This is a genomic window from Arthrobacter sp. THG-b23 (assembly GCF_059091265.1).
In genome coordinates this window covers 46,787-68,424 of the sequence record NZ_JBNHGM010000011.1, presented here as the reverse complement: position 1 = coordinate 68,424, position 21,638 = coordinate 46,787, and the positions used below count along the sequence as shown (strand labels likewise).

Sequence of the window (21,638 nt, the reverse complement as noted above, 5' to 3'; positions counted from 1 at the left end):
ACCGCGCCACCGCCGGCGGGGCGGAGCGGGCCCCGGACAGCACACCGCCCGCACCCGAACCGGAATCCGGCGGGGCACGGGCGGTGCAGGCGGACTGTGCGCGGACCTACTCAGTGGCCGCGGGCAATCCATTCGTCGAGCTGCGGTGCCTCGGCGCCGATGCTGGTGGCATCGCCGTGACCGGTCTTCACCGTGGTCTCGGCCGGCAGCGTCAGCAGCCGGCCCTTGATCGACTCGATGATCGTCTCGAAGCTGGAATAGCTGCGGCCGGTGGCGCCCGGACCGCCGTTGAATAACGTGTCGCCGCTGAACAGCACGTTCTGCGAGGCCAGGTGGAAGCAGACCGATCCGGGGGAGTGGCCCGGAGTGTGGATGGCCTGCAGCCGCGCCCCCGCGATCTCGAAGGTGTCGCCGTCCTCGATCGTGTGGTCGGGTGCGCTGTCCGGGAAGACGGCGTCCCAGAGCATCCGGTCGGCGTCGTGCAGGTAAACCGGTGCCTTCACCAGGTCCCGGAATTCACCGACGGCTCGGATGTGGTCGTCGTGACCGTGCGTGAGCAGGATGGCCTTCACGGTCCGGGAGCCGACGGCGTTGGCAATGGCCTGCGGATCGTGTGCGGGGTCGATCACGATGACCTCGGTGGCGTCGCCGACGATCCACACATTGTTGTCCACGTCCCAGGTGCCGCCGTCCAGCGAGAACGTGCCCGAGGTGACCAGGTTTTCGATTGCCGCGCTCATGCTACCTCCACCACCGAACGCAGCACCTTGCCCTCGTGCATCTTGTCGAACGCGGCCTCAACCTCGTCCAGCTTGATCCGCTCGGTGACAAAGGCGTCCAGGTCCAGGTTGCCCTGCTTGTAGTGGCTGACCAGCATCGGGAAGTCGCGGGACGGCAGGCAATCGCCGTACCAGGAGGACTTCAGCGAGCCGCCGCGGCCGAACACGTCCAGCAGCGGCAGTTCGATCTTCATGTCCGGCGTGGGGACTCCCACCAGGACCACGCGCCCGGCGAGGTCGCGGGCGTAGAACGCCTGCTTGTAGGTTTCCGGACGTCCGACCGCTTCAATCACGACGTCGGCGCCGTTGCCGCCGGTCAGTGCCCGGATGGCTTCCACCGGGTTCTGTTCCTTCGAGTTGATGCCGTGCGTGGCACCGAGCGACTTGGCCAGCTCCACCTTGTTGTCGTCGATGTCGACGGCGATGATCGTGGTGGCGCCGGCAAGCTTGGCGCCGGCGATGGCGGCGATGCCCACGCCGCCGCAGCCGATCACGGCCACGGATTCGCCGCGCTTAACCTCGCCGGTGTTAATCGCCGCGCCGATGCCGGCCATGACGCCGCAGCCGAGCAGTCCGACCGCCGCCGGGTCGACGTCGTCGTCCACCTTGGTGCACTGGCCGGCGGCCACCAGGGTCTTCTCGGCAAAGGCACCGATGCCCAGGGCGGGGGAGAGCTCGGTGCCGTCCTCGAGGGTCATCTTCTGGGTGGCGTTGTGCGTGTTGAAACAGTACTGGGCCTCACCGCGCCGGCAGGCCCGGCACTCGCCGCACACGGCGCGCCAGTTCAGGATGACGCGGTCGCCGGGCTGAAGATCGGTCACATCGGGGCCGACGGCGCTGACCACGCCGGTGGCTTCGTGGCCGAGCAGGAACGGGAAGTCGTCGTTGATCCCGCCCTGCTTGTAGTGCAGATCGGTATGGCAGACGCCGCAGGTGAGGATGTCCACCAGCGCCTCGCCCGGGCCCGGATCGGGAACCAGGATGGTTTCGATGGAGACCGGAGCATTCTTTTCCAGGGCCACTACTGCCCGAACCTTGTGAACCATGCGGGAGTGATTCCTTCCTAGCGAAGTCTGGCGAGGCCGTCGTCGGCCGTCCTGCCCCATCCTAGGAACAAAACAGGGGCGCCACAATTTCCAAAACGATTGTTATGGAAACTGCGGGCGCCCCGTGGGCCCGCGGTCCGAATTCCGCCGGCGGAGCCTGCCGCTGTCAGACGCCCAGGCGTTCCTTGACCAGCGAGAGCGGCGGGTTCGTGGCGCTGCTGCCATCCGGGAAGAGCAGGGTGGGAACCGTCTGGTTTCCGTCGTTGAGCTTCTCGACGAGCTCCGCGGTGCCGGGGACCTCTTCGATATTGATCTCCGTGTAGGCGATGCCCTGCGCATCGAACTGGGTCTTGAGGCGGCGGCAGTACCCGCACCAAGTGGTGGAGAACATGGTGACGGTTCCGGCAGCAGGTGTGTAATCCAAGATGGCTCCTTCTGGTCTGAAAGCTTGTGTACATGTCAACGTCGCACCGGGCGCGGTCATTCCCGGCGCCGGCGCGGCGGCAGCCGGCCGGGCATCCGCCGCGCGGCTGAGGCTGTTTCGGGCCGCGCGCCGGACATCGGCCGCGCGGCTGGACCATAATGGAGGCATGTGCGGCAGATACGTCATGGCCCGGAGCACCGGAGACCTGGTGGCTTCCTTCGACGTCGATGAGTCCTATGTCGAAGAGATCCAGCCTTCCTACAACGTGGCACCGACCGACGAGGTCCCCTTGATCATCGACCGCAAGCAGGCCGACGGCGAGGGAGTGTCCAGGAAACTCATCGTGGCCCGGTGGGGCCTCGTGCCGCCGTGGGCCAAGGACCCGCGCTCCGGCGCCCGCCTGATCAACGCGCGGATGGAGACCGTGACGGAGAAACCCTCGTTCCGCAAGGCGGCGGCCAGGAAGCGCGGATTGCTTGTTGCCGACGGGTATTTCGAATGGCAGAAGACCGAGGACGGCAAGATCCCGACCTACCTGCACGGCGAAGGCGAAGAGGCGCTGGCTTTCGCGGCCTTGTTCGAAAACTGGCCCGACCCGGCCCTGCCCGAAGACCACCCGGAGAAGTGGCTGCGCACCTGCACCATCATCACCACCCAGGCGGCCGATGCGCTCGGGCATATCCATGACCGGACACCGCTGATCGTTCCGCCCGGCCTCTATGCGGACTGGCTGGATCCGGAAACAACATCCGAGGCCGACGTGCGGCAACTGCTGGAGGCCATGCCCGAACCGCATCTTGTCCCGCGGCGGGTCAGTTCGAAGGTCAACAACGTGCGCAATAACGGGCCCGACCTTATCGACGAGGCAGCATGACTGCCGTCCGGCGGCCCGGAAGCGGGGATCGTTCCCTGAGCGGCGTCCCCGCAGCCATTGTGCGCCGGCCCCGGCTGCCGGAAGCTGGGATGGAGTAGCCGGACCCGCGCCGCCAAGGCGGGAACCAGGGGAGGAAACCATGCCCGGACAGTACGTGGCCAGTTCGACGGCGACGATTGCGGCGCCGCCGGACCGTGTCTGGTCGGTGATCACGGACCCCGAAGCCATCCGGGGATTTATGTTCGGCACCGACGTGCAGACCGATTGGAGCGTCGGCGGGCCCATCCGATGGCGGGGTGAGTGGGAGGGCGAAGCGTACGAGGACAAGGGCCAGGTGCTGGAGTTCGAACCCGGACGCCGGCTGGTCGTCACGCACTTCAGCCCGCTGTCCGGCCGGGAGGACCTGCCCGAGAACTACCACCGTCTCGTCTGGACGCTGGAGGAAGTTCCGGGCGGCACGGAGTTCACGCTGTCGCAGGACAACAACGAGACCGCCGAGGCGGCGGAACACTCCAAGCTGATGTGGGACAAGCTGGTCGGCGACGTGAAGTACCTCGCCGAGCACGAGGTCTAGGCTCCTTGGCCGCCGTACTGCGGCACGCTGGGCAGCCGTCGTGGGGCGGCCCGATTTTGTCAGTGCCCGAACCTACGCTTGATCTTGGATTCGAATACATATTCGAATAGAATAAGAGGGTCAAGTTCTTCGGCGGGCGTGTTGGCAGGGGCGCTCGCCGGGGATTACGACCCGTTGTCCAGATGAAAGGCGACTGGGACATGGGTGTTTTCAGTGAAGCAGTTGACGTTGTGTGTTCCCCTGCCGGACAGCCGCTCCGGCTGCGCTGGCAGGGCAGGAGCTACCGGATCGTCGCGGAACCGGTGCGTTGGTACGAACGCCGCAATTGGTGGGCGGAGGAACTGCGTGCGGAACGGGGCAGGGGCGCAGGGCTGGTGGACCATGAGATCTGGCGGGTGCAGGCGCGGCTGAATGGCCGGTCGCAGATCCGCACCCTGGACCTTTCCCATCAGGTGGATACCGGACGCTGGCGCCTGATCCGCGTCCATGATGCCGTCCGGGAGCTGAGCGCCTGACGGCACCGCGGTTCCCGCCGGCCTTTCTCCCAGCCCCCGGTTCGCCCCGGCAGCCCGCCGGATGCCGATCCTGAGCCCCAACCGTTGTTTGGAATGTCCATGAGCTTCACCCACCTGCACGTATCCACGGCGTACAGTGCCCACTACGGTGTCTCCTGGCCGGAGGAACTGGCCGCAGCGGCCGCTTCCTTCGGAGCCGACGCCTTGGCCTGCACCGACCGGGACGGCCTCTACGGGACGGTCAAGCACCTGAAGGCATGCCTGGCCACGGGGATGGATCCGATAGTCGGCGTGGACCTGGCCGTCCAAGACGGCGGCGGCCGGGACACCGGCCGCGTTGTGGTGCTGGCCCACGGCGGGAACCAGGGCAGGGGCTACCATGCGCTCTGCCGCCTGGTCTCTGAAGCCCATGCCGGCACGGCTGCCCGCGGGCGTGCCGGCAGCCGCCGGACGCCCGGCGTGACGGTGGATCAACTCGCCCGGCATGCCGGTATTCCGGACGGCGAACCTGCCCTGACGGTGCTGCTCGGCCCTTTTTCCGACGTCGGACAGGCGCTGCGCCGCCGCAGCTACGCCGAAGCCCGCCGGCTGGCCGGACGCTGGCGCAGCGGAATGCCGGCCGGGTCGCTGGTTGTGGAAATCGTCTCCCACCTGAGTGCCCCGGGGGAGAACCTCAGTACCGCCCACGCGGTGCGGATGCTTAACCTGGCCGCGGAGCTGAATCTGCCGGCAGTGCTGACCAATGCCGTGCGCTACTGCGAAGAGGACGGAGCCGCCACCGCCGATGTGCTGGACTCGGCGAGGGCACTGACAGCCTTGTCCAAGCTGCCGGACCTGCAGCCGAGCGCCCAGGGCTGGTTGAAATCCCCCGACCGGATGCAAGCCCTGGCGCGGGAAATCGTGCAGGCAGCCGGCGGCGGAAGCAAGGACGTCATCCGCCTGCTGGCCACGACGGAAGCGGTGGCCGACCGCTGCCGCATGGATTCTTACCAAGACATGGGCTTCAAGCGCCCGGTGGTCCCCGAAGCCTCTGTCATCGGGATCGACGGGGATCCCGTGGCCGAGCTGGTGCAGCGCTGCGAAACCGGCATCGCCGAACGGTTCGGCGAAATGTCCGGACGGGCCGAGAAGGAACTGCGGGACCGGCTGGCCCATGAGCTGGGCATCATCTCGCGGCTGGGCTTCGCCTCCTACTTCCTGACGGTGGCCGAAGTGTCGCGCATGATCACCGGAATGGGCGTGCGCGCCGCGGCCCGGGGGTCGGGCGCCTCAAGCCTGGTGAACTATCTGCTCTACATCAGCCACGTGAACCCCCTGGACCACGGGCTGATCTTCGAGCGCTTCCTTTCCCAGGACCGTTCCACCCTGCCGGACATCGACATCGATGTGGAAAGCTCAGAGCGGCACAACGTCTACCAAAAGATCTTCGACCGTTTCGGCAGCCAGCGGGTCACCCTGATGAGCATGCAGAACGGTTACCGTGCCCGCGGGGCGGTCCGCGACGCCGGCTTGGCGCTGGGCCTGCCGGAGGAGGAGATTTCGGGCATCGCCAAACAGCTGTGGCGGTTCTCCGCGCGCCAGTTCCGTGAGGCGATGGCAGAAAAGCCGGAGCTGCGCGCGTTTTCCGCGCAGGTGGAGCAAAACCAGCAGCTGGACCTGCTGGTGGATTTGACCGAACGGCTGGACCGGTTGCCCCGGCACATCTCCATGCACCCCTGCGGGGTGATCCTGGGCGACACCTCGCTGTTGGACCGCACCCCTACCCAGCCAAGCGGGCTGGGGCTGCCGATGAGCCAGTTCGACAAACACGACATGGACCCCATGGGCATGCTCAAGCTGGACGTGCTGGGCGTGCGGATGCAGAGTTCCATCGCCTACGCGCTGAAGGAAATAGCCCGCATCCATCCGGACAAGGACGCCGTGACGGCAGCCGGCCGGCACCCGGTGGGCGGGGAGGGAACCGGACCCGACTACATTGCCGCGGACGGGACCATCAACCTGGAACGGGTCCCGCTGGACGACGAACCGACCTACGAGCTGATCCGCAGCACCCACACCCTGGGATGCTTCCAGATCGAATCACCGGGCCAGCGCGAACTGGTGGGCAAGATGGCCCCGCGGGACTTCAACGACCTGATTATCGACATTTCGCTGTTCCGGCCGGGCCCGATGCAATCGGATATGGTCCGGCCGTTCCTGGAGCACCGCCATGGCTGGGCGCCGGAGCGCTTCCCGCACCCTGATTTGATTCCGGTCCTGAAGGAAACCCACGGCGTCACGATCTTTCACGAACAGGTCCTGCGGACTTTCGACGTATTCACCGGCTGCGGCCTGGCCAAGGCGGACGAATTCCGCCGGCTGCTGGGCAACGAGGAAGCCGAACCCGCGGTGGAGGAATACTTCCGCAACGCCTCGCTGGACCGCGGCTATCCGCCGGAGGTGGTCGACGCAGTGTGGGGCACGCTGAAGTCCTTCGGCAGCTTCGGGTTCTGCAAAGCCCACGGGGCCGCCTTCGCCGTGCCCACCTACCAGACGGCCTGGCTGAAGGCCCACCACCCCGAGGCGTTCCTGGCCGGGTTGTGGCAGCACGATCCGGGAATGTACCCGCTGCGCCTGCTGGTGGCCGAAGCGCGGCGGTTGGGCATCCCGATCCTGCCGCTGGACATCAACCGCAGCACGGACCGCTACCAGGTGGAACGCGTTCCCTCCGGCACCGGGGAAAAGCTGGGGATCCGGCTTAGCCTGACCGGCATCTACGGGCTCTCGGCGACCGAGCTCAAACGCATAGTTGCCGGCCAGCCGTACGAATCGCTGGCCGACCTGCGGGCGCGGGCCAAGGTCGGCAAACCCGCGCTGAAACGCCTGGCCCAGCTGGGGGCCTTCGACGAACTGAACCGCAGGACCGGCCAACGCGGCGGCCGGGCGGCCAGCCGGACGGATCTGGTCTACCATCTGGACCAGCCGGACGCACGCCCGGTTCCCCAGCGCTACCAGCCCACCGAGGGCCAGCTGTCCCTGCCGCTGGGGGACCTGGAGCTGCGCCATCTCGTCCCGGTTTTCCCGGAACCTACCACTGTGGACAAGGTGCGCACCGAACTGGACCTGCTCTCGATCGACGCCAGCTCCCACCTGATGGAGAGCTACGCGCCGCTGCTGGCCCAGCTCGGCGTCACCCAGGCCAAGGACCTGCTGCACCTGCGCAACGGGAGCGAAGTGATGGTGGCCGGTATCCGTGTTGCCACCCAGACCCCGCCCATGCGCGGCGGCCGGCGGGTGGTTTTCATCAGCGTGGACGACGGCACCGGCTGCGTGGACGCCACCTTCTTCCAGGAAGCCCAGGAACGTTCCGGCCCGCTGCTGTTCGGCACCGAGATGCTGCTCATCCGCGGCCTCACCCGGCGGACCGGACCCAGGGGGATCGGGCTGCAGGCGCTGGAGGCGTGGGACCTTTCGGACACCGCCGGCCTGCCGCTGCCGGGCAACCCCGTCCCTTCCGGGCCTGCGGCGGGGCGTACGCCCGCAACCCCGGCACAAGGCAGGGGCGCCGACCGCCAGGAAAAGCCGGGAACTGGCGAACTTGCCCGCCGCATGGCCGCGGAAGGACTGGATCACCGCGTTCCGGCCGAACCCTGGCTGGCCGGAAGCCACGGGAACCGGGCAGGGTGACGCCGCCGGCCGGAAGCTACGGTGATGCACCACCGCCGGCGGGAAGCCACGGGAACCGGGTAGGGTGACGCCGCCGGCCGGAAGCAGCGTGAACCCGCAGGTGATCCCGCCGGCCGGAGCGGCCGGCCGGTCTCCGCGTGCGCCCAGCCCCTGCCGCGCCGGTGTTGGTCGGGCAACTCGACAGCGGATACGATCGTAGAGGCTTGCAGCGCCCAAGTATGTCGCTGCTGTAACGGCTTACATCCACCATAAGGAGACCTCTGTGTCAGCGCCCCAGAACATCACCCTCATCGTCGACGGCGAAGAGAACCAGGTGACCGAGGGCACGACGGGGGCCGACCTTTACGGCGCCCGGCGGGAGGTCGTCGTCGTCCGCGTCGACGGCGAACTGAAGGACCTGGACCAGCCGATCCCCGCCGGCGCGAAGGTCGAAGCCGTGACCATCGACTCCCCGGACGGACTCAACGTGCTGCGCCACTCCACCGCGCACGTGATGGCCCAGGCCGTGCAGCAGCTGCGGAAGGACTCCAAGCTCGGGATCGGCCCGTACATCACCGACGGCTTCTACTTCGACTTCGACGTCGAGGAGCCCTTCACCCCGGAGGACCTGAAGCAGCTGGAGAAGATGATGCTCAAGATCGTCAACTCCAACCAGCGCTTCGTCCGCCGCACCGTCTCCGAGACCGAAGCGCTCGCCGAGATGGCGGGGGAGCCGTACAAGGAAGAGCTGATCGGGCTCAAGGGCCATTCCGACGAGGCCGGCGAGGGAGCCAGCATCGAAGTGGGCGCCGGCGAACTGACGATCTACGACAACGTGGATGCCAAGAGCGGCGAAGTGGTCTGGAAGGACCTCTGCCGCGGGCCGCACCTGCCCAACACCAAGCTGATCTCCAACGCCTATGCGCTGACCCGCTCGGCCGCCGCCTACTGGCGGGGCAACGAAAAGAACAAGCAGCTGCAGCGCATCTACGGCACCGCCTGGCCCACCAAGGAAGACCTGAAGGCCTACCAGGAGCGGCTGGCCGAGGCGGAGCGCCGCGACCACCGCCGGGTGGGCGCCGAGCTGGACCTGTTCTCCTTCCCGGATGAACTGGGCTCCGGCCTGCCCGTCTTCCACCCGAAGGGCGGGATCGTCCGCAAGGCGATGGAGGATTACTCGCGGCAGCGGCACACCGAGGCGGGCTACGAATTCGTCTACACCCCGCACATCACCAAGAGCAACCTGTACGAGGTCTCCGGCCACCTGGACTGGTACCGGGACGGGATGTTCCCTCCCATGCATGTGGACGAGACCCGCGATCCCGAAACCAACGAGGTCGTCAAGCCCGGCCAGGACTACTACCTGAAGCCGATGAACTGCCCGATGCACAACCTGATTTTCCGCTCGCGCGGCAGGTCCTACCGCGAGCTGCCGCTGCGGTTGTTCGAGTTCGGCTCCGTCTACCGTTACGAAAAGTCCGGCGTTGTCCACGGCCTGACCCGCGTGCGGGGCATGACCCAGGACGACGCGCATATCTACTGCACCCGCGAGCAGATGAAGGACGAGCTGACCACCACGCTCAACTTCGTGCTGGACCTGCTCAAGGACTATGGGCTCGACGACTTCTTCCTGGAGCTCTCCACCAAGGACCCGGAGAAGTACGTGGGCTCCGACGACGTGTGGGACGAGGCCACCCGCACCCTGGCCGAGGTCGCCGAGGCGTCCGGCCTGGAACTGGTGCCGGACCCGGGCGGAGCGGCCTTCTACGGCCCCAAGATATCGGTACAGGCCCGCGACGCGATCGGCCGGAGCTGGCAGATGTCCACCATCCAGCTGGACTTCAACCTGCCCGAGCGGTTCGAACTCGAATACCAGGCAGCCGACGGCAGCCGCCAGCGCCCCGTGATGATCCACCGCGCCCTGTTCGGCTCGGTGGAGCGCTTCATGGGCCTGCTGATCGAGCACTACGCCGGCGCCTTCCCGGCCTGGCTGGCCCCGGTCCAGGTGGTCGGCATCCCGGTGGCGGAGGCGTTCAACGACTACATGCTGGAGATCGTGGCCAAGCTGCGGGCCCAGGGCATCCGCGCCGAAGCCGACCTGGGCTCGGACCGCTTCCCGAAGAAGATCCGAACCGCCAGCAAGGACAAGGTTCCGTTCGTGCTGATCGCCGGCGGGGAGGACGCCGAAGCCGGAGCCGTCTCCTTCCGCTTCCGCGACGGCAGCCAGGACAACGGCATCCCGGTGGACGAGGCAGTGTCCCGCATCGTGCAGGCCGCAGCCAGGCGCGGCAACTGACGATGGCCGAGACGACCGAAGCCATGACCGACCGGACCGGCGATGAGGTGACGGACGGCTTTGAGCTGCCCGGCGTGCCGGATGCCTTCCAGCGGCTCTGGACGCCGCACCGCATGGCCTACGTCAAGGGCGGCCAGGGCCAGTTCAAGAACAAGGACGAGTGCCCGTTCTGCATGGCTCCGGCCCGCCCGGACGAGGAATCGCTGATCGTCCACCGCGGCGAGTTCGCCTACGTGGTGCTCAACCTGTTTCCGTACAACCCCGGGCACCTGCTGGTCTGCCCGTACCGCCACGTGCCCGACTACACGGACATCACCGCGGAGGAGACAGCCGAGTTCGCCGAGCTGACCCAGACGGCGATGCGGGTCCTGCGGAAGGTGGCGAACCCCAGCGGCTTCAACCTGGGAATGAACCAGGGTGCGGCCGGGGGCGCAGGGGTCGCGGCGCACCTGCACCAGCACGTGGTGCCCAGGTGGGGCGGCGACGGGAATTTCTTCCCGATCATCGCGCAGACCAAGGCGATCACCGAGACCCTGGATGAGGTCCGCAAGCAGGTAGCCCAAGCCTGGCCGGCACGGTAGCGCGGCGATGCTCAACAAGTACGCGCGCGGATTCTTCGGAAAACTGTTCACGCCGCTGGCCCGTGCCCTGATCCGGATGGGTGTCTCGCCCGACGCCGTCACCATCGTGGGCACCCTCGGGGTCTCCGTGGGGGCGCTCGTGTTCTACCCGCTCGGGGAGCTGTTCTGGGGAACGGTCTTCATCACGGCGTTCGTCTTCTCCGACATGGTGGACGGCCTGATGGCCCGCATGCTGGAGCGCAACAGCCGCTGGGGCAACTTCCTGGACTCCACCCTCGACCGGCTGGCCGACGGCGCGGTGTTCGCCGGCGTGGCCATCTGGTTCTTCACCGGCGGGGATAACCTGGCCATCGCCGTCTCCGCACTCGTCTGCCTGCTGCTGGGCTCGCTGGTCTCCTACGCCCGGGCCAAGGCGGAATCGCTTGGCTGTACCGCCGCCGTGGGCCTGGCCGAACGCTCCGAACGCCTGGTATCCGTCCTGGTCTTCACCGGACTGACCGGACTGGGCCTGCCGGAAGTGGTCCTGCTGGTGGTCCTGGTGCTGCTGGCCGCCGCCAGCCTGCTGACCGTGGCCCAGCGGATCCTGGCCGTCTACCGGCAGACACAGCAAACCGCCTGATCCGCCCGGGGCCGCCGGCCGCCCGGACCGCCACCGGTCCCGGCGGACGGCGGCCCGCACCGGACGGCCAGGAAGGTTACGTCATCGGTGACCCTGCGCGCCGGGCCGGACGTATGATGAGATGTACGTTTCCTACCGACTCCTAGGGGCTTTTAGTGTCCAGCAGTGAAGAAACTTCGACTCACGCCCCCGTAACCGGCAGCAGCCGGGTCAAGCGGGGCATGGCCGAGATGTTGAAGGGCGGCGTCATCATGGACGTCGTGACCCCCGAACAGGCGCGCATCGCCGAAGACGCCGGTGCCGTGGCCGTGATGGCCCTCGAGCGCGTTCCGGCGGATATCCGCGCCCAGGGCGGCGTGTCCCGGATGAGCGATCCGGACATGGTGGACGGCATCATCGAAGCCGTTTCCATCCCGGTGATGGCCAAGGCCCGCATCGGCCACTTCGTCGAGGCGCAGGTGCTGCAGTCCCTCGGCGTGGATTACATCGACGAGTCCGAGGTGCTGACCCCGGCCGACTACACCAACCACATCGACAAGTGGAACTTCACCGTTCCCTTCGTCTGCGGCGCCACCAACCTGGGCGAGGCCCTGCGCCGCATCAACGAAGGGGCGGCCATGATCCGCTCCAAGGGCGAAGCCGGCACCGGCGACGTCTCCAACGCCACCGGCCACATGCGCCAGATCCGCGCCGAGATCAAGCGCCTGTCGGCGATGCCCGAAGACGAGCTGTACGTGGCGGCGAAGGAACTGCAGGCCCCGTACGAACTGGTCAAGGAAATCGCCGCGACCGGGAAGCTGCCGGTGGTGCTGTTCACCGCCGGCGGCATCGCCACCCCGGCCGACGCCGCGATGATGATGCAGCTGGGCGCCGACGGCGTGTTCGTCGGTTCCGGCATCTTCAAGTCCGGCAACCCGGCCGAGCGCGCCGCCGCGATCGTCAAGGCCACCACCTTCCATGACGACCCGGACGTCATCGCCAAGGTCTCGCGCGGCCTGGGCGAGGCCATGGTCGGCATCAACGTGGACGAGATCCCGCAGCCGCACCGCCTCGCCGAGCGCGGCTGGTAAACACCGACGACGGCGAACGCCCGGTCCCGCACGAAGGTGCGGCGCCGGGCGTTCGCCGATAACCGACGTCCCCGCCGTTACCGGAGGTCCCCGCGGCCTGCCGGGGCACTGCTCTCCCGGTCGAGCCCGCGCCGGGCCAGCAGCGGCGCCAGGTCCGCGTCCTGGCCGCGGAAGCTCCGGAAGGCCTGCAGCGGATCCATGCTGTTGCCCCGCGAGAGCAGTTCGCGGCGGAAGCGGTCCCCGTTGCTGCGCTGCAGCCCGCCGTTTTCCGCGAACCAGGCCACGGTATCGGCGTCCAGGATTTCGCTCCAGATGTAGGAGTAGTAGCCCGCCGCGTAGCCGCCGGCGAAAATGTGCTTGAAGTAGCCGGTGCGGTAGCGCGGCGGGACCAGGGGCAGGTCGATTCCGGCATCGGCCAGTGCCTGGCGTTCGAAGGCCAGCGGATCCTCGACCCGCTGCCCGGCGGCCAGGCTGTGCCAGGCCAGGTCGAGCACGCACGCGGCCAGGTACTCGGTGGTGGCGAAGCCTTCGCCCCACAGCTGCGCTGCTTTGATGCGGTCCACTACCTCCCGCGGCAGCGGCTCGCCGGTCAGGTGGTGCCAGGCGTAGTTGCCGACAACCTCCGGTTCCAGCATCCACATCTCGTTGACCTGCGACGGGTATTCCACGAAGTCCCTGGGCACGTTGGTGCCCGAGAGGCTGGGGTATTTCACGCGGGAGAGCAGGCCGTGCAGCGCATGGCCGAATTCGTGGAAAAGCGTCACCACGTTGTCGTAGCTGAGCAGGGCCGGCTCGCCGGGAGCGGGCTGCGGGATGTTCAGGTTGTTCATGACCACGGCCCGCTGTCCCAGCAAGCGGGACTGCTCGACCAGCGAATCCATCCAGGCGCCGCCGTTCTTAGTGTCCCGGGTATGGAAGTCGCCGATGAACAGGCCGAGCCGGGCGCCGTCGTCGTCCATCACTTCCCAGATCCGCGCCTGCGGATGGTAGGCGGTGAGGTCCGGCCGGCCCTCGAACCGCAGTCCGTACAACCGGTTCGCGGCGAAGAAGACGCCGTCGGCGAGCACGCGTTCGAGCTCGAAGTACTGCCGCAGCCCGGCCAGGTCCACGCTGTAGTCGCGGCGGCGCACCGCCTCCGAATAGAAGGCCCAGTCCCACGGCTCGAGGGGGTGGCCGGCCGCCTCGGCCAGGATCTCCGCCTCGGTGCGGGCGTTGGCGACGGCGGGCGGGACCAGGCGCGCCAGCATGTCCTGCACGGCCGCGAGCGAGGGCGCCGTCTGCCCGTCCAGCACATACTCGGCGTGGTTGGCATAGCCGAGCAACGCGGCCCGCTCGGCCCGCAGCTCCGCCGTGCGGGCCGCCAGCTCCAGCGTCCTGTTGCCCGCTTCGCTGCGGCCCACCGATGCCTCGTGCAGGCGACGGCGGGTGCCGCGGTCGGTGAGCGTTTCCAGCGACGGCTGGGCGGTCGGCAGGGTCAGCGCCAGCAGCCATCCGTCCTCGTAACCGGCGTCCCGCGCCGCCAGCTCCGCGGCGGCCAGGTCGTCGTCGGCGAGCCCGGCCAGTTGCCCGCGGTCGGTGACATGCACCGCGGCGGCATTGCCGGCGGCGAGCAGCTCCCGCGAATACTCCGCGTCCAGCTCCGACAGTTCCACGTTCATCGCCCGCAGCCGCTCCTGGTCCGCCGGCGGAAGCTGGGCGCCGGCCCGGCGGAACTTCTTGCGCAGCTCGGTGAGCAGGCGCAGGTCTTCGCCCTCGAGGCCTTCTGCGGTTTCGTCGACCGCCGAGACCCGCCGGTAGAGAGACGCATGCAGGTAGATGTTGTCCCGGTGGGCGGCCCGCTGCGGGGCCATCTGCCGCTGCAGTTCCATCACGTCGTCGGTGGCGTCCGCGGCGGCGAAGTTGTCCAGCACGGCGCTCACCCGGTACAGCGTGCGGCCGGACCGCTCGAAGGCGACGGCGGTGTTCTCGAAGGTTGCCGGCGCCGGGTTGGCCGGGATCGCCTCGATGTCCGCCAGCTGCTCGCGGAAGCCGGCCTCGAACGCCGCCGGATAGTGTTCCGGGCGGATCGCGGCGAAATCGGGCAGCTCATAGGGGAGGAGACTGGGTTCCAGGAAGGGGTTGGCCATGCCACCACTGTGCCACGGGTGCCCGGCGTCTTTGCCGTATTGGCCGCGGGCACGCCGACGCGCCGCCGTGAGCCACGCCACGTCCGGACTTACACTTGCGGCATGAACAGGCAGCCGCCCGAGGGGACGGGGCTCCCGGTGTGGACCAGGCGGGCCGCGGTTGCGCTGGGGGCGGCAACCGCGGTCCTCGCGCTGGCCACCGGCTGCGGGGTAGTGGCCGACGGCGCGGGCCGGTCCGGGGTGCCCCCCGGCCAGTCCACGCCCTCCGGCCGGGGCGCGCCGGGTCCGTCGCGGGACGCTGCCGGCCGGCCCGCCACGGCCACCGCGGCACCCGCGGAGGAACCGACCCACGGCGCCGCGGCCGGCTGCCCCACGCTGCGCTGCGCGTCGGTGCTGGTGACCGGGGACATGCTGGTGCACGCCGGACTGTGGGAACAGGCCGCGGCCGACGCGGCGGAGACCGGCAACGGGCCGATGGACTTCGAACCCCTGCTCAAGGGACAGCGCGCGTACCTCGAACGCAGCGATCTGGCGATCTGCCACCTGGAGACGCCGGTCGCCCACGAGAACGGGCCGTACTCCGGCTATCCGTCCTTTAACGTGCCGCCGCACATCCTGGATGCCGCCAAGGCGATGGGATACGACGCCTGCACCACGGCCAGCAACCACACCCTCGACCAGGGGACGGTCGGGCTGGAGCGCACGCTGGAGGCCCTGGACGACCGTGGGCTGGAGCACACCGGGTCCTACCGGAACCGGTCGGATGCGGGCGAGCCGCTGATCCTGGCGGCCGGCGGCGCGGACATCGCCGTGATCACCGGCACGTACGGGCACAACGGGCTGCCGCCCGAACACCCCTGGCAGGTGGACATGCTGGACGCCGACGCGATGATCGGCAAGGCCAGGGAAGCCCGCGGGCGCGGCGCAGACATCGTGCTGGGTGCCATGCATGCCGGCGACGAGTATGCGTCCGTCCCCAGCGCGCAGCAGGAAGAGGTGGCCCACGCTCTGGCGGACAGCGGCGAGTTCACCCTCATCTACGGCCACCACACCCACTCGGTGCTGCCGATCGAAAAGTACCGCGGCACGTGGATCGCCTATGGTCTGGGCAACGGCGTCACCGAACTGTCGCCGTGGTACGAGGTGAACAACGAAGGCCTGCTGCTGCGCGCCCAGTTCAGTGAAGGCATCGACGGCGGGTGGCTGGTCAGCGACCTGGCGTGGGCGCCCAGCCTGATCACCGCCAGCCCGTTCCGCTGGTGCTCGGTGGCCGCGGACAGGCCGCAGGGCGTCTGTGCATCGAAGCGTGCGGATGCAGCGTCGCGTGAACGGACCAAGACCACGGTGGAATCGATGGGCGCTGCCGGGCACGGCGCCCACGAACTGCTGATCACCCGGGAACGGGACCACTAGCGTGGCCGGCATCCCGTCGGCGGAGGCCGGGCCGCGGGAAGGGCGCCCGGCACCGTGCCCGGGCAACCATCGCCCAGCCGGGACGAGGACGCCCCTCACGGCGGCGGCGGGCGTGGCCATCGCGGCCCTGCTCCTGGCCGGCTGCAGCCCGGGAGGGCAGACGGGCGCCCCGCCCGGAACGGGGCCGGCGGTGCCCTCCGTCTCGGGCCTGCCGGGCAGCGGTGGCACGGGGGAGGCTCCTCCGTCGTCCTCCACACCGGCGCCCGCCCCGAAGCCGGCGGTGACAGCCGGAGCGGGCCCGGATTGTCCGGGAATCCGCTGCGCAACCGTGGCCCTCACCGGCGACCTGCTGCTGCATGAGCCGCTCTGGGAGCAGGCGGGCGCGGACGCCCGGCAGACCGGGAAGGGGGCCTTGGACTTCGAGCCGATGCTGGCCGCCCAGGAGCAATACCTGGACACCGCGGACCTGGCCGTCTGCCAGCTGGAAACTCCCGTGGCCGCGGACGACGGACCGTACTCCGGCTACCCGGCGTTCAACGCGCCGCCGCAGATCCTCGACGCCGCCACCGCCGTGGGCTACGACGCCTGCACCACGGCCAGCAATCACGCGTTCGACCACGGCACCGCCGGCCTGGACCGGACCCTGGACGCGCTGGACGCGCGCGGCCTGGAACACACCGGCTCGTACCGCAGCGCGGCCGAGGCCGAGGACGTGCTGGTCCTGGACACCCCGGCCGCACGGATCGCGGTCATCACCGGCACGTTCTCCCTGAACGGGCTCGTGCCGGACCGGCCGTGGCAGGTGGACATGCTGGATCCGGCTGCCATGATCGCCAAGGCCAGGAAGGCCCGCGCGCTGGGCGCGGACATCGTCCTGGGAGCGGTCCATGCCGGGGACGAATACACCGACTACGCCAGCCCGGCACAGCAGGAGGCCGCCCACGCGCTGGCCGACAGCGGCGAGTTCTCCCTGGTGTACGGGCACCACAGCCACTCCGTCCAGCCGATGGAGCGCCACAACGGCACCTGGATCGCCTACGGGCTGGGCAACACCATTGCCGCCCATGCAACGCCGGACATCCTCAACACCGAGGGCTTGATGGTCCGGGCCCAGTTCAGCCAGGCCGACGAGGGAGGTGCCTGGGACGTGGCGCGGCTGGACTGGCTGCCGGCCACGTTCGACGGACCCGGGCACCGCTGGTGCCCGGTGGCCGCCGATGCGCTGGAAGCAGCCGCGAAGTCCGGCGAATGGTGCGTGTCCGAACAGGCGGACGCGGCCAGCCGGCAACGGATCAAGGCGACCGTCGAGTCGATGGGTGCCCCGACGGACATCGCCCGCGAGTGGCTGCTCAGCGGAGAATGACGCCGCCTTCCGGCGGCTGAACCGCCGTGGCGCCGGCCGGCTGCGTCAGCGCGGGCGGGCGGCTGCGTCGGCGCGGGCTTCGGCCTCATGCGGGATGTCCAGCGCCACGTCGTTGAAGCTGCCGTAGCGCCGCTCGGCGGCGTGCCGGATCAGGTAGTCGGCGACGGCCGGGTTCTTGGGCAGCAGCGAACCATGCAGGTAGGTGGCAACGACGTTGTGGTAGCGGGCCCCCTCGGTGCCGTCGGTGCCGTTGTTGCCCTGGCCCTTGGCCACCCGTCCGAACGGCCGGACGTCGCTGCCGAGGGTGGTCAGTCCGCTGTGGTTCTCGTACCCGATGATGGTGCCGAACTCGCTGCTTTCGAGCACGGTGTTGCCGATCAGCCGGACGGGCCCGCCCACGGTTTCGGCATCCAGCAGCCCGATGCCGGTGATGACCTCGCCGGTGTGGGTGGTGAACCGGTGGCCGAACAGCTGGTACAGGCCGCAGACGGCCAGCATCGGCAGGCCGTCCTCGGCCAGCTCCCGCAGCCGGCCGCCCTGGGCCAGCAGGTCGGCCTGGATCTTGTTCTGGCCGGAGTCCTGGCCGCCGCCGCCCACGATCAGGTCAACCTGCTCCGGGAACGCGTCGCCGGGGTTGTACTCGTGCAGCCGGACGTCGTAGCCGCGCAGCTGAAGGCGCCTGCGCAGCACCAGGACGTTGCCCCAGTCGCCGTAGATGTTCATGTCCCGCGGGTACAACTGGAGCAGGTCGATAACAGGGGCGTCCATCAGGAGACCACTTCCACTTCGGTCAGTTTGCCGAGCTCGCGGCGCAGCGCCAGCATGGCGGTGTAGGTGCAGTAGATGCGCTTCGGCGTATCCGGATCGCCCGCAATGAACCGTTGCAGCGAGGCGTTCAGGTCCGTGTCCACCCGGCCCACCGGAACGTCCTCATAGAAGAGGCGCAGGCCCATGTCGCGCGCCCGGACCCCGGAGACCTCGGCCACGCCGGTGTCCCGCAGCGAATCGAAGTCGACGTCCCACAGCCAGGACATGTCCCGCCCGTCGGCGTAGTTGTCGTTGATGGCGATCATGGTCCGGTAGCCGGCGGCGGGGAAGGACTTCAGGGCCAGCCGGAAGCCGGCCGGGTTCTTCACCAGCACCAGGTCCAGCGGCTGGCCGTTGACGGTCAGCGATTCACCGCGGCCGAAGGCCGGGGTGACGTTCTCCAGCGAGGCCAGCAGCGCCGGCTCGTCCACGGCGGGACCCAACACGGTCCGCGCCAGCACCATCGCCGCGGCGGCATTGAACACGTTGTAGACGCCGGTCAGCTTCAGCTCGACCTCGATCGCGCGTCCGTCCAGCTGGAAGGTTGCGGCGGCCCCTTCACAGGCCGACAGCACGACGTCGGCGCTCGGCCGGTCGCCTTCGGCGGCGGTGGCGGCGGAGGGGCCGGCAGACGCGGTCCGCATCTCGTCGTCGTGCGGGAACATGTGGCGCAGCTGGGGTGCCAGGCCGAAGTATTCGATCCGCGGCGCCGCCACGGCGCCGGCCAGTGCCGCAATGCGCGGGTCCTCACGGTTGAGTACCACCGCCTCAGTCGTCGCGGCGGCAATCTGCCGGAGGAATCCCGCAGTCGTTTCGATTTCGCCGAAGCGGTCCAACTGGTCGCGCATGACGTTGAGCAGCAGGCTGTAGCGCGGGGCCACCAGTTTGACGAAGTGAACCGCGTGGGCCTCGTCCAGCTCCAACACGGCGATATCCGCGTCCAGCCGGCCCCGGGCGTCCGAGTCGCCCAGCACGGACGCAACCACGCCGCGGGTGAAGTTGCTGCCCGTGCGGTTCGTGAACACCTTCAGGCCCTGGCCCTGGAGCAGCTCCACCACCATCTTGGTGGTAGTGGTCTTGCCGTTCGTTCCGCTGATCACCACGACGCCGCGCGGCAGCGTGCCGAGCGTGCGCGGCAGGAACTGCGGATCGATTTTTTCGGCCACCAGGCCGGGCAGTGCGGAACCGCCGCCGCGGAGCCTGGCTACCGCCTTTACGGCCTTTCCGGCAACGGTCGCAAGGAGGTGTCGCATGAGTAGAGACTATACAAGCCGCCGGGGTCGGGGCACCGCCGGCTCCCGGTTAATGGTGTCGGGTCCCACAGCGCCGGCGCGCACCGTTTAACGCTGCCGGACCGGTTGGCACTACTGTTTTTTCGTACGGCCGCCACGTCGGGCGGCCCGCTGCCGAACTTTCGAGGAACCGTCACCGTGGTCATGATTGGTGTGCTTGCCCTGCAGGGCGATGTCCGCGAACATCTATCCGTCCTGGAACACAGCGGTGCCCAGGCGGTGCCGGTGCGCCGGCCGCGGGAATTGGACGCCGTGGACGGCCTGGTCATCCCGGGCGGTGAATCCACCACGATTGACAAGCTCACCCGCATTTTCGAGCTGGCCGACCCGCTCAAGAGGCGGATCGAGGCGGGAATGCCGGTCTACGGTTCCTGCGCGGGCATGATCATGCTCGCCCGGGAGATTGCCGATCCGGCCACGGACCTGAAGGGCGAGCCCCAGCAGACGCTGGGCGGCCTGGACATTACGGTGCGGCGAAATGCCTTCGGCCGGCAGCGTGAATCGTTCGAGTCCAACCTGGACTTCCACGGCCTGGAGTTCAGTGCGGCGTCTCCCGGCCAGGACGCGGCGCCGGTACACGCCGTGTTCATCCGGGCGCCGTGGGTGGAACGCGTGGGCAAGGACGTGGAGGTCCTGGCCACCGTCGAGCCGGAGGAGGCCTCCCACACCGATACTTTGCACGGGACAGCTAGAATAGTGGCAGTGCGTTCGCGGCATTTGCTGGCGACATCCTTCCACCCGGAGATTACGGGGGAGCGCCGCATCCACGAACTTTTCATCCGCATCGTCAGAGGAGAGGCGTAAGCATGGCCGGACACTCCAAGTGGGCAACCACCAAGCACAAGAAGGCCGTGATCGACGCCAGGCGTGCCAAGTCGTTCGCGAAGCTGATCAAGAACATCGAAGTGGCGGCCCGCAACGGGGGAGCGGACATGTCCGGCAACCCCGCGCTGGAACTGGCCGTCCAAAAAGCCAAGAAGACCTCGGTCCCCAACGACAACATCGACCGCGCGGTCAAGCGCGGCGCCGGCCTGACCGGCGAAACGGTGGACTACAGCGAAATCATCTACGAGGCCCGCGGGCCGCAGGGCTCAGCCGTGCTGATCGAGTGCCTCACCGACAACAAGAACCGGGCCGCCTCCGAGGTTCGCCTGGCCATCACCCGCAACGGCGGCACCGTTGCCGACCCCGGGTCGGTGTCCTACATGTTCTCCCGCAAGGGCGTGGTGTCCCTGCCCGCGAACGGGCTCACGGAAGACGACCTCCTGATGGCGGTGCTGGAAGCCGGCGCGGAGGAAGTCAAAGTGCAGGGCGACAACTTCGAGGTCCACACCGATCCCACGGACCTTCGCGGCGTCGTGGCCGCACTGGAAGAGGCCGGCATCGAGTACGAAACCGATGAAATCGAGTTCGTCTCCTCGATGGCCGTCGATCTCGACGCGGACGCGGCCCGGAAGTTCATGAAATTGGTGGATGCGCTCGAGGACCTGGACGACGTCCAGAACGTCTACTCCAACGCCGACATCAGCGCGGATGTCCTCGCCGAAATCGAGAACGACTGACACCGGTCCGGCCGGCGGCACCAGCCATGCGCGTGCTGGGAGTGGACCCGGGCCTAACCCGCTGCGGCCTGGGTGTGGTCGACATTGAACCGAACCGCCGCTCCTCGCTGGTCGACGTCGGGGTGGTCGGGACCACCCCGGACATGCCGCTGGAGCTGCGCCTGCTTAAGATCGCCGACGCCATCGACGAATGGCTCGACGCGCACACGCCGGACGTGCTCGCCGTCGAACGCGTTTTCAGCCAGACCAATGTCAGCACGGTGATGGGCACCGCCCAGGCGTCCGGCGTGGTCATAGCGGCGGCAGCACGGCGGGGGATCGCCGTCGCGCTGCACACCCCTACCGAAGTGAAAGCGGCGGTCACCGGCAACGGGCAGGCGGACAAAGCCGCCGTGACCAAGATGGTGACACGGATCCTTCGGCTGGACACCCCGCCGCGACCGGCCGACGCCGCTGACGCCTTGGCGTTGGCAATCACCCATGCCTGGCGCGGCGGGGCAGCGAAACCGGCTGCCGGCGGCGGGATGACGGCGGCCCAGAGGCTCTGGGCGGAGGCCGAAGCAAAGGCCAAGCGGAACCGCCGCTGACCTGTCGCCTGCGGCTGAAGGCAAACGTTGCCGCGGTGTGGCGGTCGCCGGTAATGTCTGCGCTG

The 21,638-nt window shown here is 68.6% G+C and carries 19 protein-coding genes; 13 read left to right on the top strand and 6 right to left on the bottom strand.

All coding sequences use genetic code 11. The features are described 5' to 3' along the window. Window positions 1-110: 110 nt before the first annotated feature. From AC5RVD_RS15955 to AC5RVD_RS15945, 3 genes are all read right to left on the bottom strand, one after another. On the bottom strand, window positions 111-740 hold the full coding sequence (locus AC5RVD_RS15955) for an MBL fold metallo-hydrolase (RefSeq protein WP_494127465.1): 630 nt from the start codon (window positions 738-740) through the stop codon (window positions 111-113). Further along, window positions 737-1,825, bottom strand: a complete 1,089-nt coding sequence (locus tag AC5RVD_RS15950; protein WP_494127464.1) for an S-(hydroxymethyl)mycothiol dehydrogenase — start codon at window positions 1,823-1,825, stop codon at window positions 737-739. Before AC5RVD_RS15950 ends, AC5RVD_RS15955 begins: the two co-directional genes overlap by 4 nt. Before the next feature lie 166 nt (window positions 1,826-1,991). After that, entirely contained in the window at window positions 1,992-2,249 is a 258-nt protein-coding gene (locus AC5RVD_RS15945) for a glutaredoxin domain-containing protein (protein WP_494080963.1), read from the bottom strand. Window positions 2,250-2,415: 166 nt separating this feature from the next. Here AC5RVD_RS15945 and AC5RVD_RS15940 point away from each other — a divergent pair, with 166 nt between their 5' ends. The 8 genes from AC5RVD_RS15940 (at window position 2,416) to pdxS (ending at window position 12,423) form a co-directional block, all read left to right on the top strand. Further along, entirely contained in the window at window positions 2,416-3,123 is a 708-nt protein-coding gene (locus AC5RVD_RS15940; RefSeq protein ID WP_494069113.1) for an SOS response-associated peptidase, read from the top strand. Between the two features lie 139 nt (window positions 3,124-3,262). Beyond that, window positions 3,263-3,697, top strand: a complete 435-nt coding sequence (locus AC5RVD_RS15935; RefSeq protein WP_494069112.1) for an SRPBCC domain-containing protein — start codon at window positions 3,263-3,265, stop codon at window positions 3,695-3,697. A 200-nt stretch (window positions 3,698-3,897) separates the two neighbouring features. Then, window positions 3,898-4,212 carry a DUF6504 family protein gene (locus tag AC5RVD_RS15930; RefSeq protein WP_494113062.1) on the top strand — a complete coding sequence of 105 codons (315 nt, stop codon included), beginning with the start codon at window positions 3,898-3,900 and terminating at the stop codon, window positions 4,210-4,212. 99 nt (window positions 4,213-4,311) lie between these two features. Beyond that, on the top strand, window positions 4,312-7,878 hold the full coding sequence (locus tag AC5RVD_RS15925; RefSeq protein ID WP_494127463.1) for a DNA polymerase III subunit alpha: 3,567 nt from the start codon (window positions 4,312-4,314) through the stop codon (window positions 7,876-7,878). 262 nt (window positions 7,879-8,140) lie between these two features. Further along, window positions 8,141-10,153 (top strand): threonine--tRNA ligase, encoded by a 2,013-nt coding sequence (gene thrS / locus AC5RVD_RS15920; RefSeq protein ID WP_494113060.1) that lies wholly within the window; start codon window positions 8,141-8,143, stop codon window positions 10,151-10,153. A 2-nt stretch (window positions 10,154-10,155) separates the two neighbouring features. Continuing rightward, window positions 10,156-10,734: an HIT family protein gene (locus AC5RVD_RS15915; protein WP_494108882.1), complete on the top strand. Its 579-nt coding sequence runs from the start codon at window positions 10,156-10,158 to the stop codon at window positions 10,732-10,734. 7 nt (window positions 10,735-10,741) lie between these two features. After that, window positions 10,742-11,353, top strand: coding sequence for a phosphatidylinositol phosphate synthase (gene pgsA, locus AC5RVD_RS15910; protein WP_493987096.1), 612 nt, complete (start codon window positions 10,742-10,744; stop codon window positions 11,351-11,353). Window positions 11,354-11,508: 155 nt separating this feature from the next. Next, complete coding sequence (gene pdxS / locus AC5RVD_RS15905; RefSeq protein ID WP_493977499.1) at window positions 11,509-12,423, top strand: pyridoxal 5'-phosphate synthase lyase subunit PdxS; 915 nt, start codon at window positions 11,509-11,511, stop codon at window positions 12,421-12,423. 77 nt (window positions 12,424-12,500) lie between these two features. On the opposite strand, the gene AC5RVD_RS15900 is transcribed toward pdxS, so the two are convergent. Next, complete coding sequence (locus tag AC5RVD_RS15900) at window positions 12,501-14,549, bottom strand: M3 family metallopeptidase (RefSeq protein ID WP_494127462.1); 2,049 nt, start codon at window positions 14,547-14,549, stop codon at window positions 12,501-12,503. A gap of 102 nt (window positions 14,550-14,651) precedes the next feature. Between AC5RVD_RS15900 and AC5RVD_RS15895 the strand changes: the two genes are divergently transcribed. Both AC5RVD_RS15895 and AC5RVD_RS15890 read left to right on the top strand, forming a co-directional pair. Continuing rightward, complete coding sequence (locus AC5RVD_RS15895; RefSeq protein WP_494127461.1) at window positions 14,652-15,962, top strand: CapA family protein; 1,311 nt, start codon at window positions 14,652-14,654, stop codon at window positions 15,960-15,962. Between the two features lie 328 nt (window positions 15,963-16,290). Next, window positions 16,291-17,325: a CapA family protein gene (locus AC5RVD_RS15890; protein ID WP_494127460.1), complete on the top strand. Its 1,035-nt coding sequence runs from the start codon at window positions 16,291-16,293 to the stop codon at window positions 17,323-17,325. Window positions 17,326-17,370: 45 nt separating this feature from the next. On the opposite strand, the gene AC5RVD_RS15885 is transcribed toward AC5RVD_RS15890, so the two are convergent. Then, a complete protein-coding gene (locus AC5RVD_RS15885; protein WP_494113774.1) occupies window positions 17,371-18,093 on the bottom strand; it encodes a type 1 glutamine amidotransferase in 723 nt (240 codons plus the stop codon). Next, entirely contained in the window at window positions 18,093-19,385 is a 1,293-nt protein-coding gene (locus tag AC5RVD_RS15880) for a Mur ligase family protein (protein ID WP_494120758.1), read from the bottom strand. Before AC5RVD_RS15880 ends, AC5RVD_RS15885 begins: the two co-directional genes overlap by 1 nt. Before the next feature lie 183 nt (window positions 19,386-19,568). Here AC5RVD_RS15880 and pdxT point away from each other — a divergent pair, with 183 nt between their 5' ends. From pdxT to ruvC, 3 genes are read left to right on the top strand one after another with little or no spacing between them, the layout of a single operon-like run. Continuing rightward, window positions 19,569-20,228: a pyridoxal 5'-phosphate synthase glutaminase subunit PdxT gene (gene pdxT / locus AC5RVD_RS15875; RefSeq protein WP_494121015.1), complete on the top strand. Its 660-nt coding sequence runs from the start codon at window positions 19,569-19,571 to the stop codon at window positions 20,226-20,228. Window positions 20,229-20,230: 2 nt separating this feature from the next. Further along, on the top strand, window positions 20,231-20,986 hold the full coding sequence (locus AC5RVD_RS15870; protein ID WP_494113776.1) for a YebC/PmpR family DNA-binding transcriptional regulator: 756 nt from the start codon (window positions 20,231-20,233) through the stop codon (window positions 20,984-20,986). Window positions 20,987-21,012: 26 nt separating this feature from the next. After that, window positions 21,013-21,573 (top strand): crossover junction endodeoxyribonuclease RuvC, encoded by a 561-nt coding sequence (ruvC, locus tag AC5RVD_RS15865; protein ID WP_494113777.1) that lies wholly within the window; start codon window positions 21,013-21,015, stop codon window positions 21,571-21,573. Window positions 21,574-21,638 lie beyond the last annotated feature (65 nt).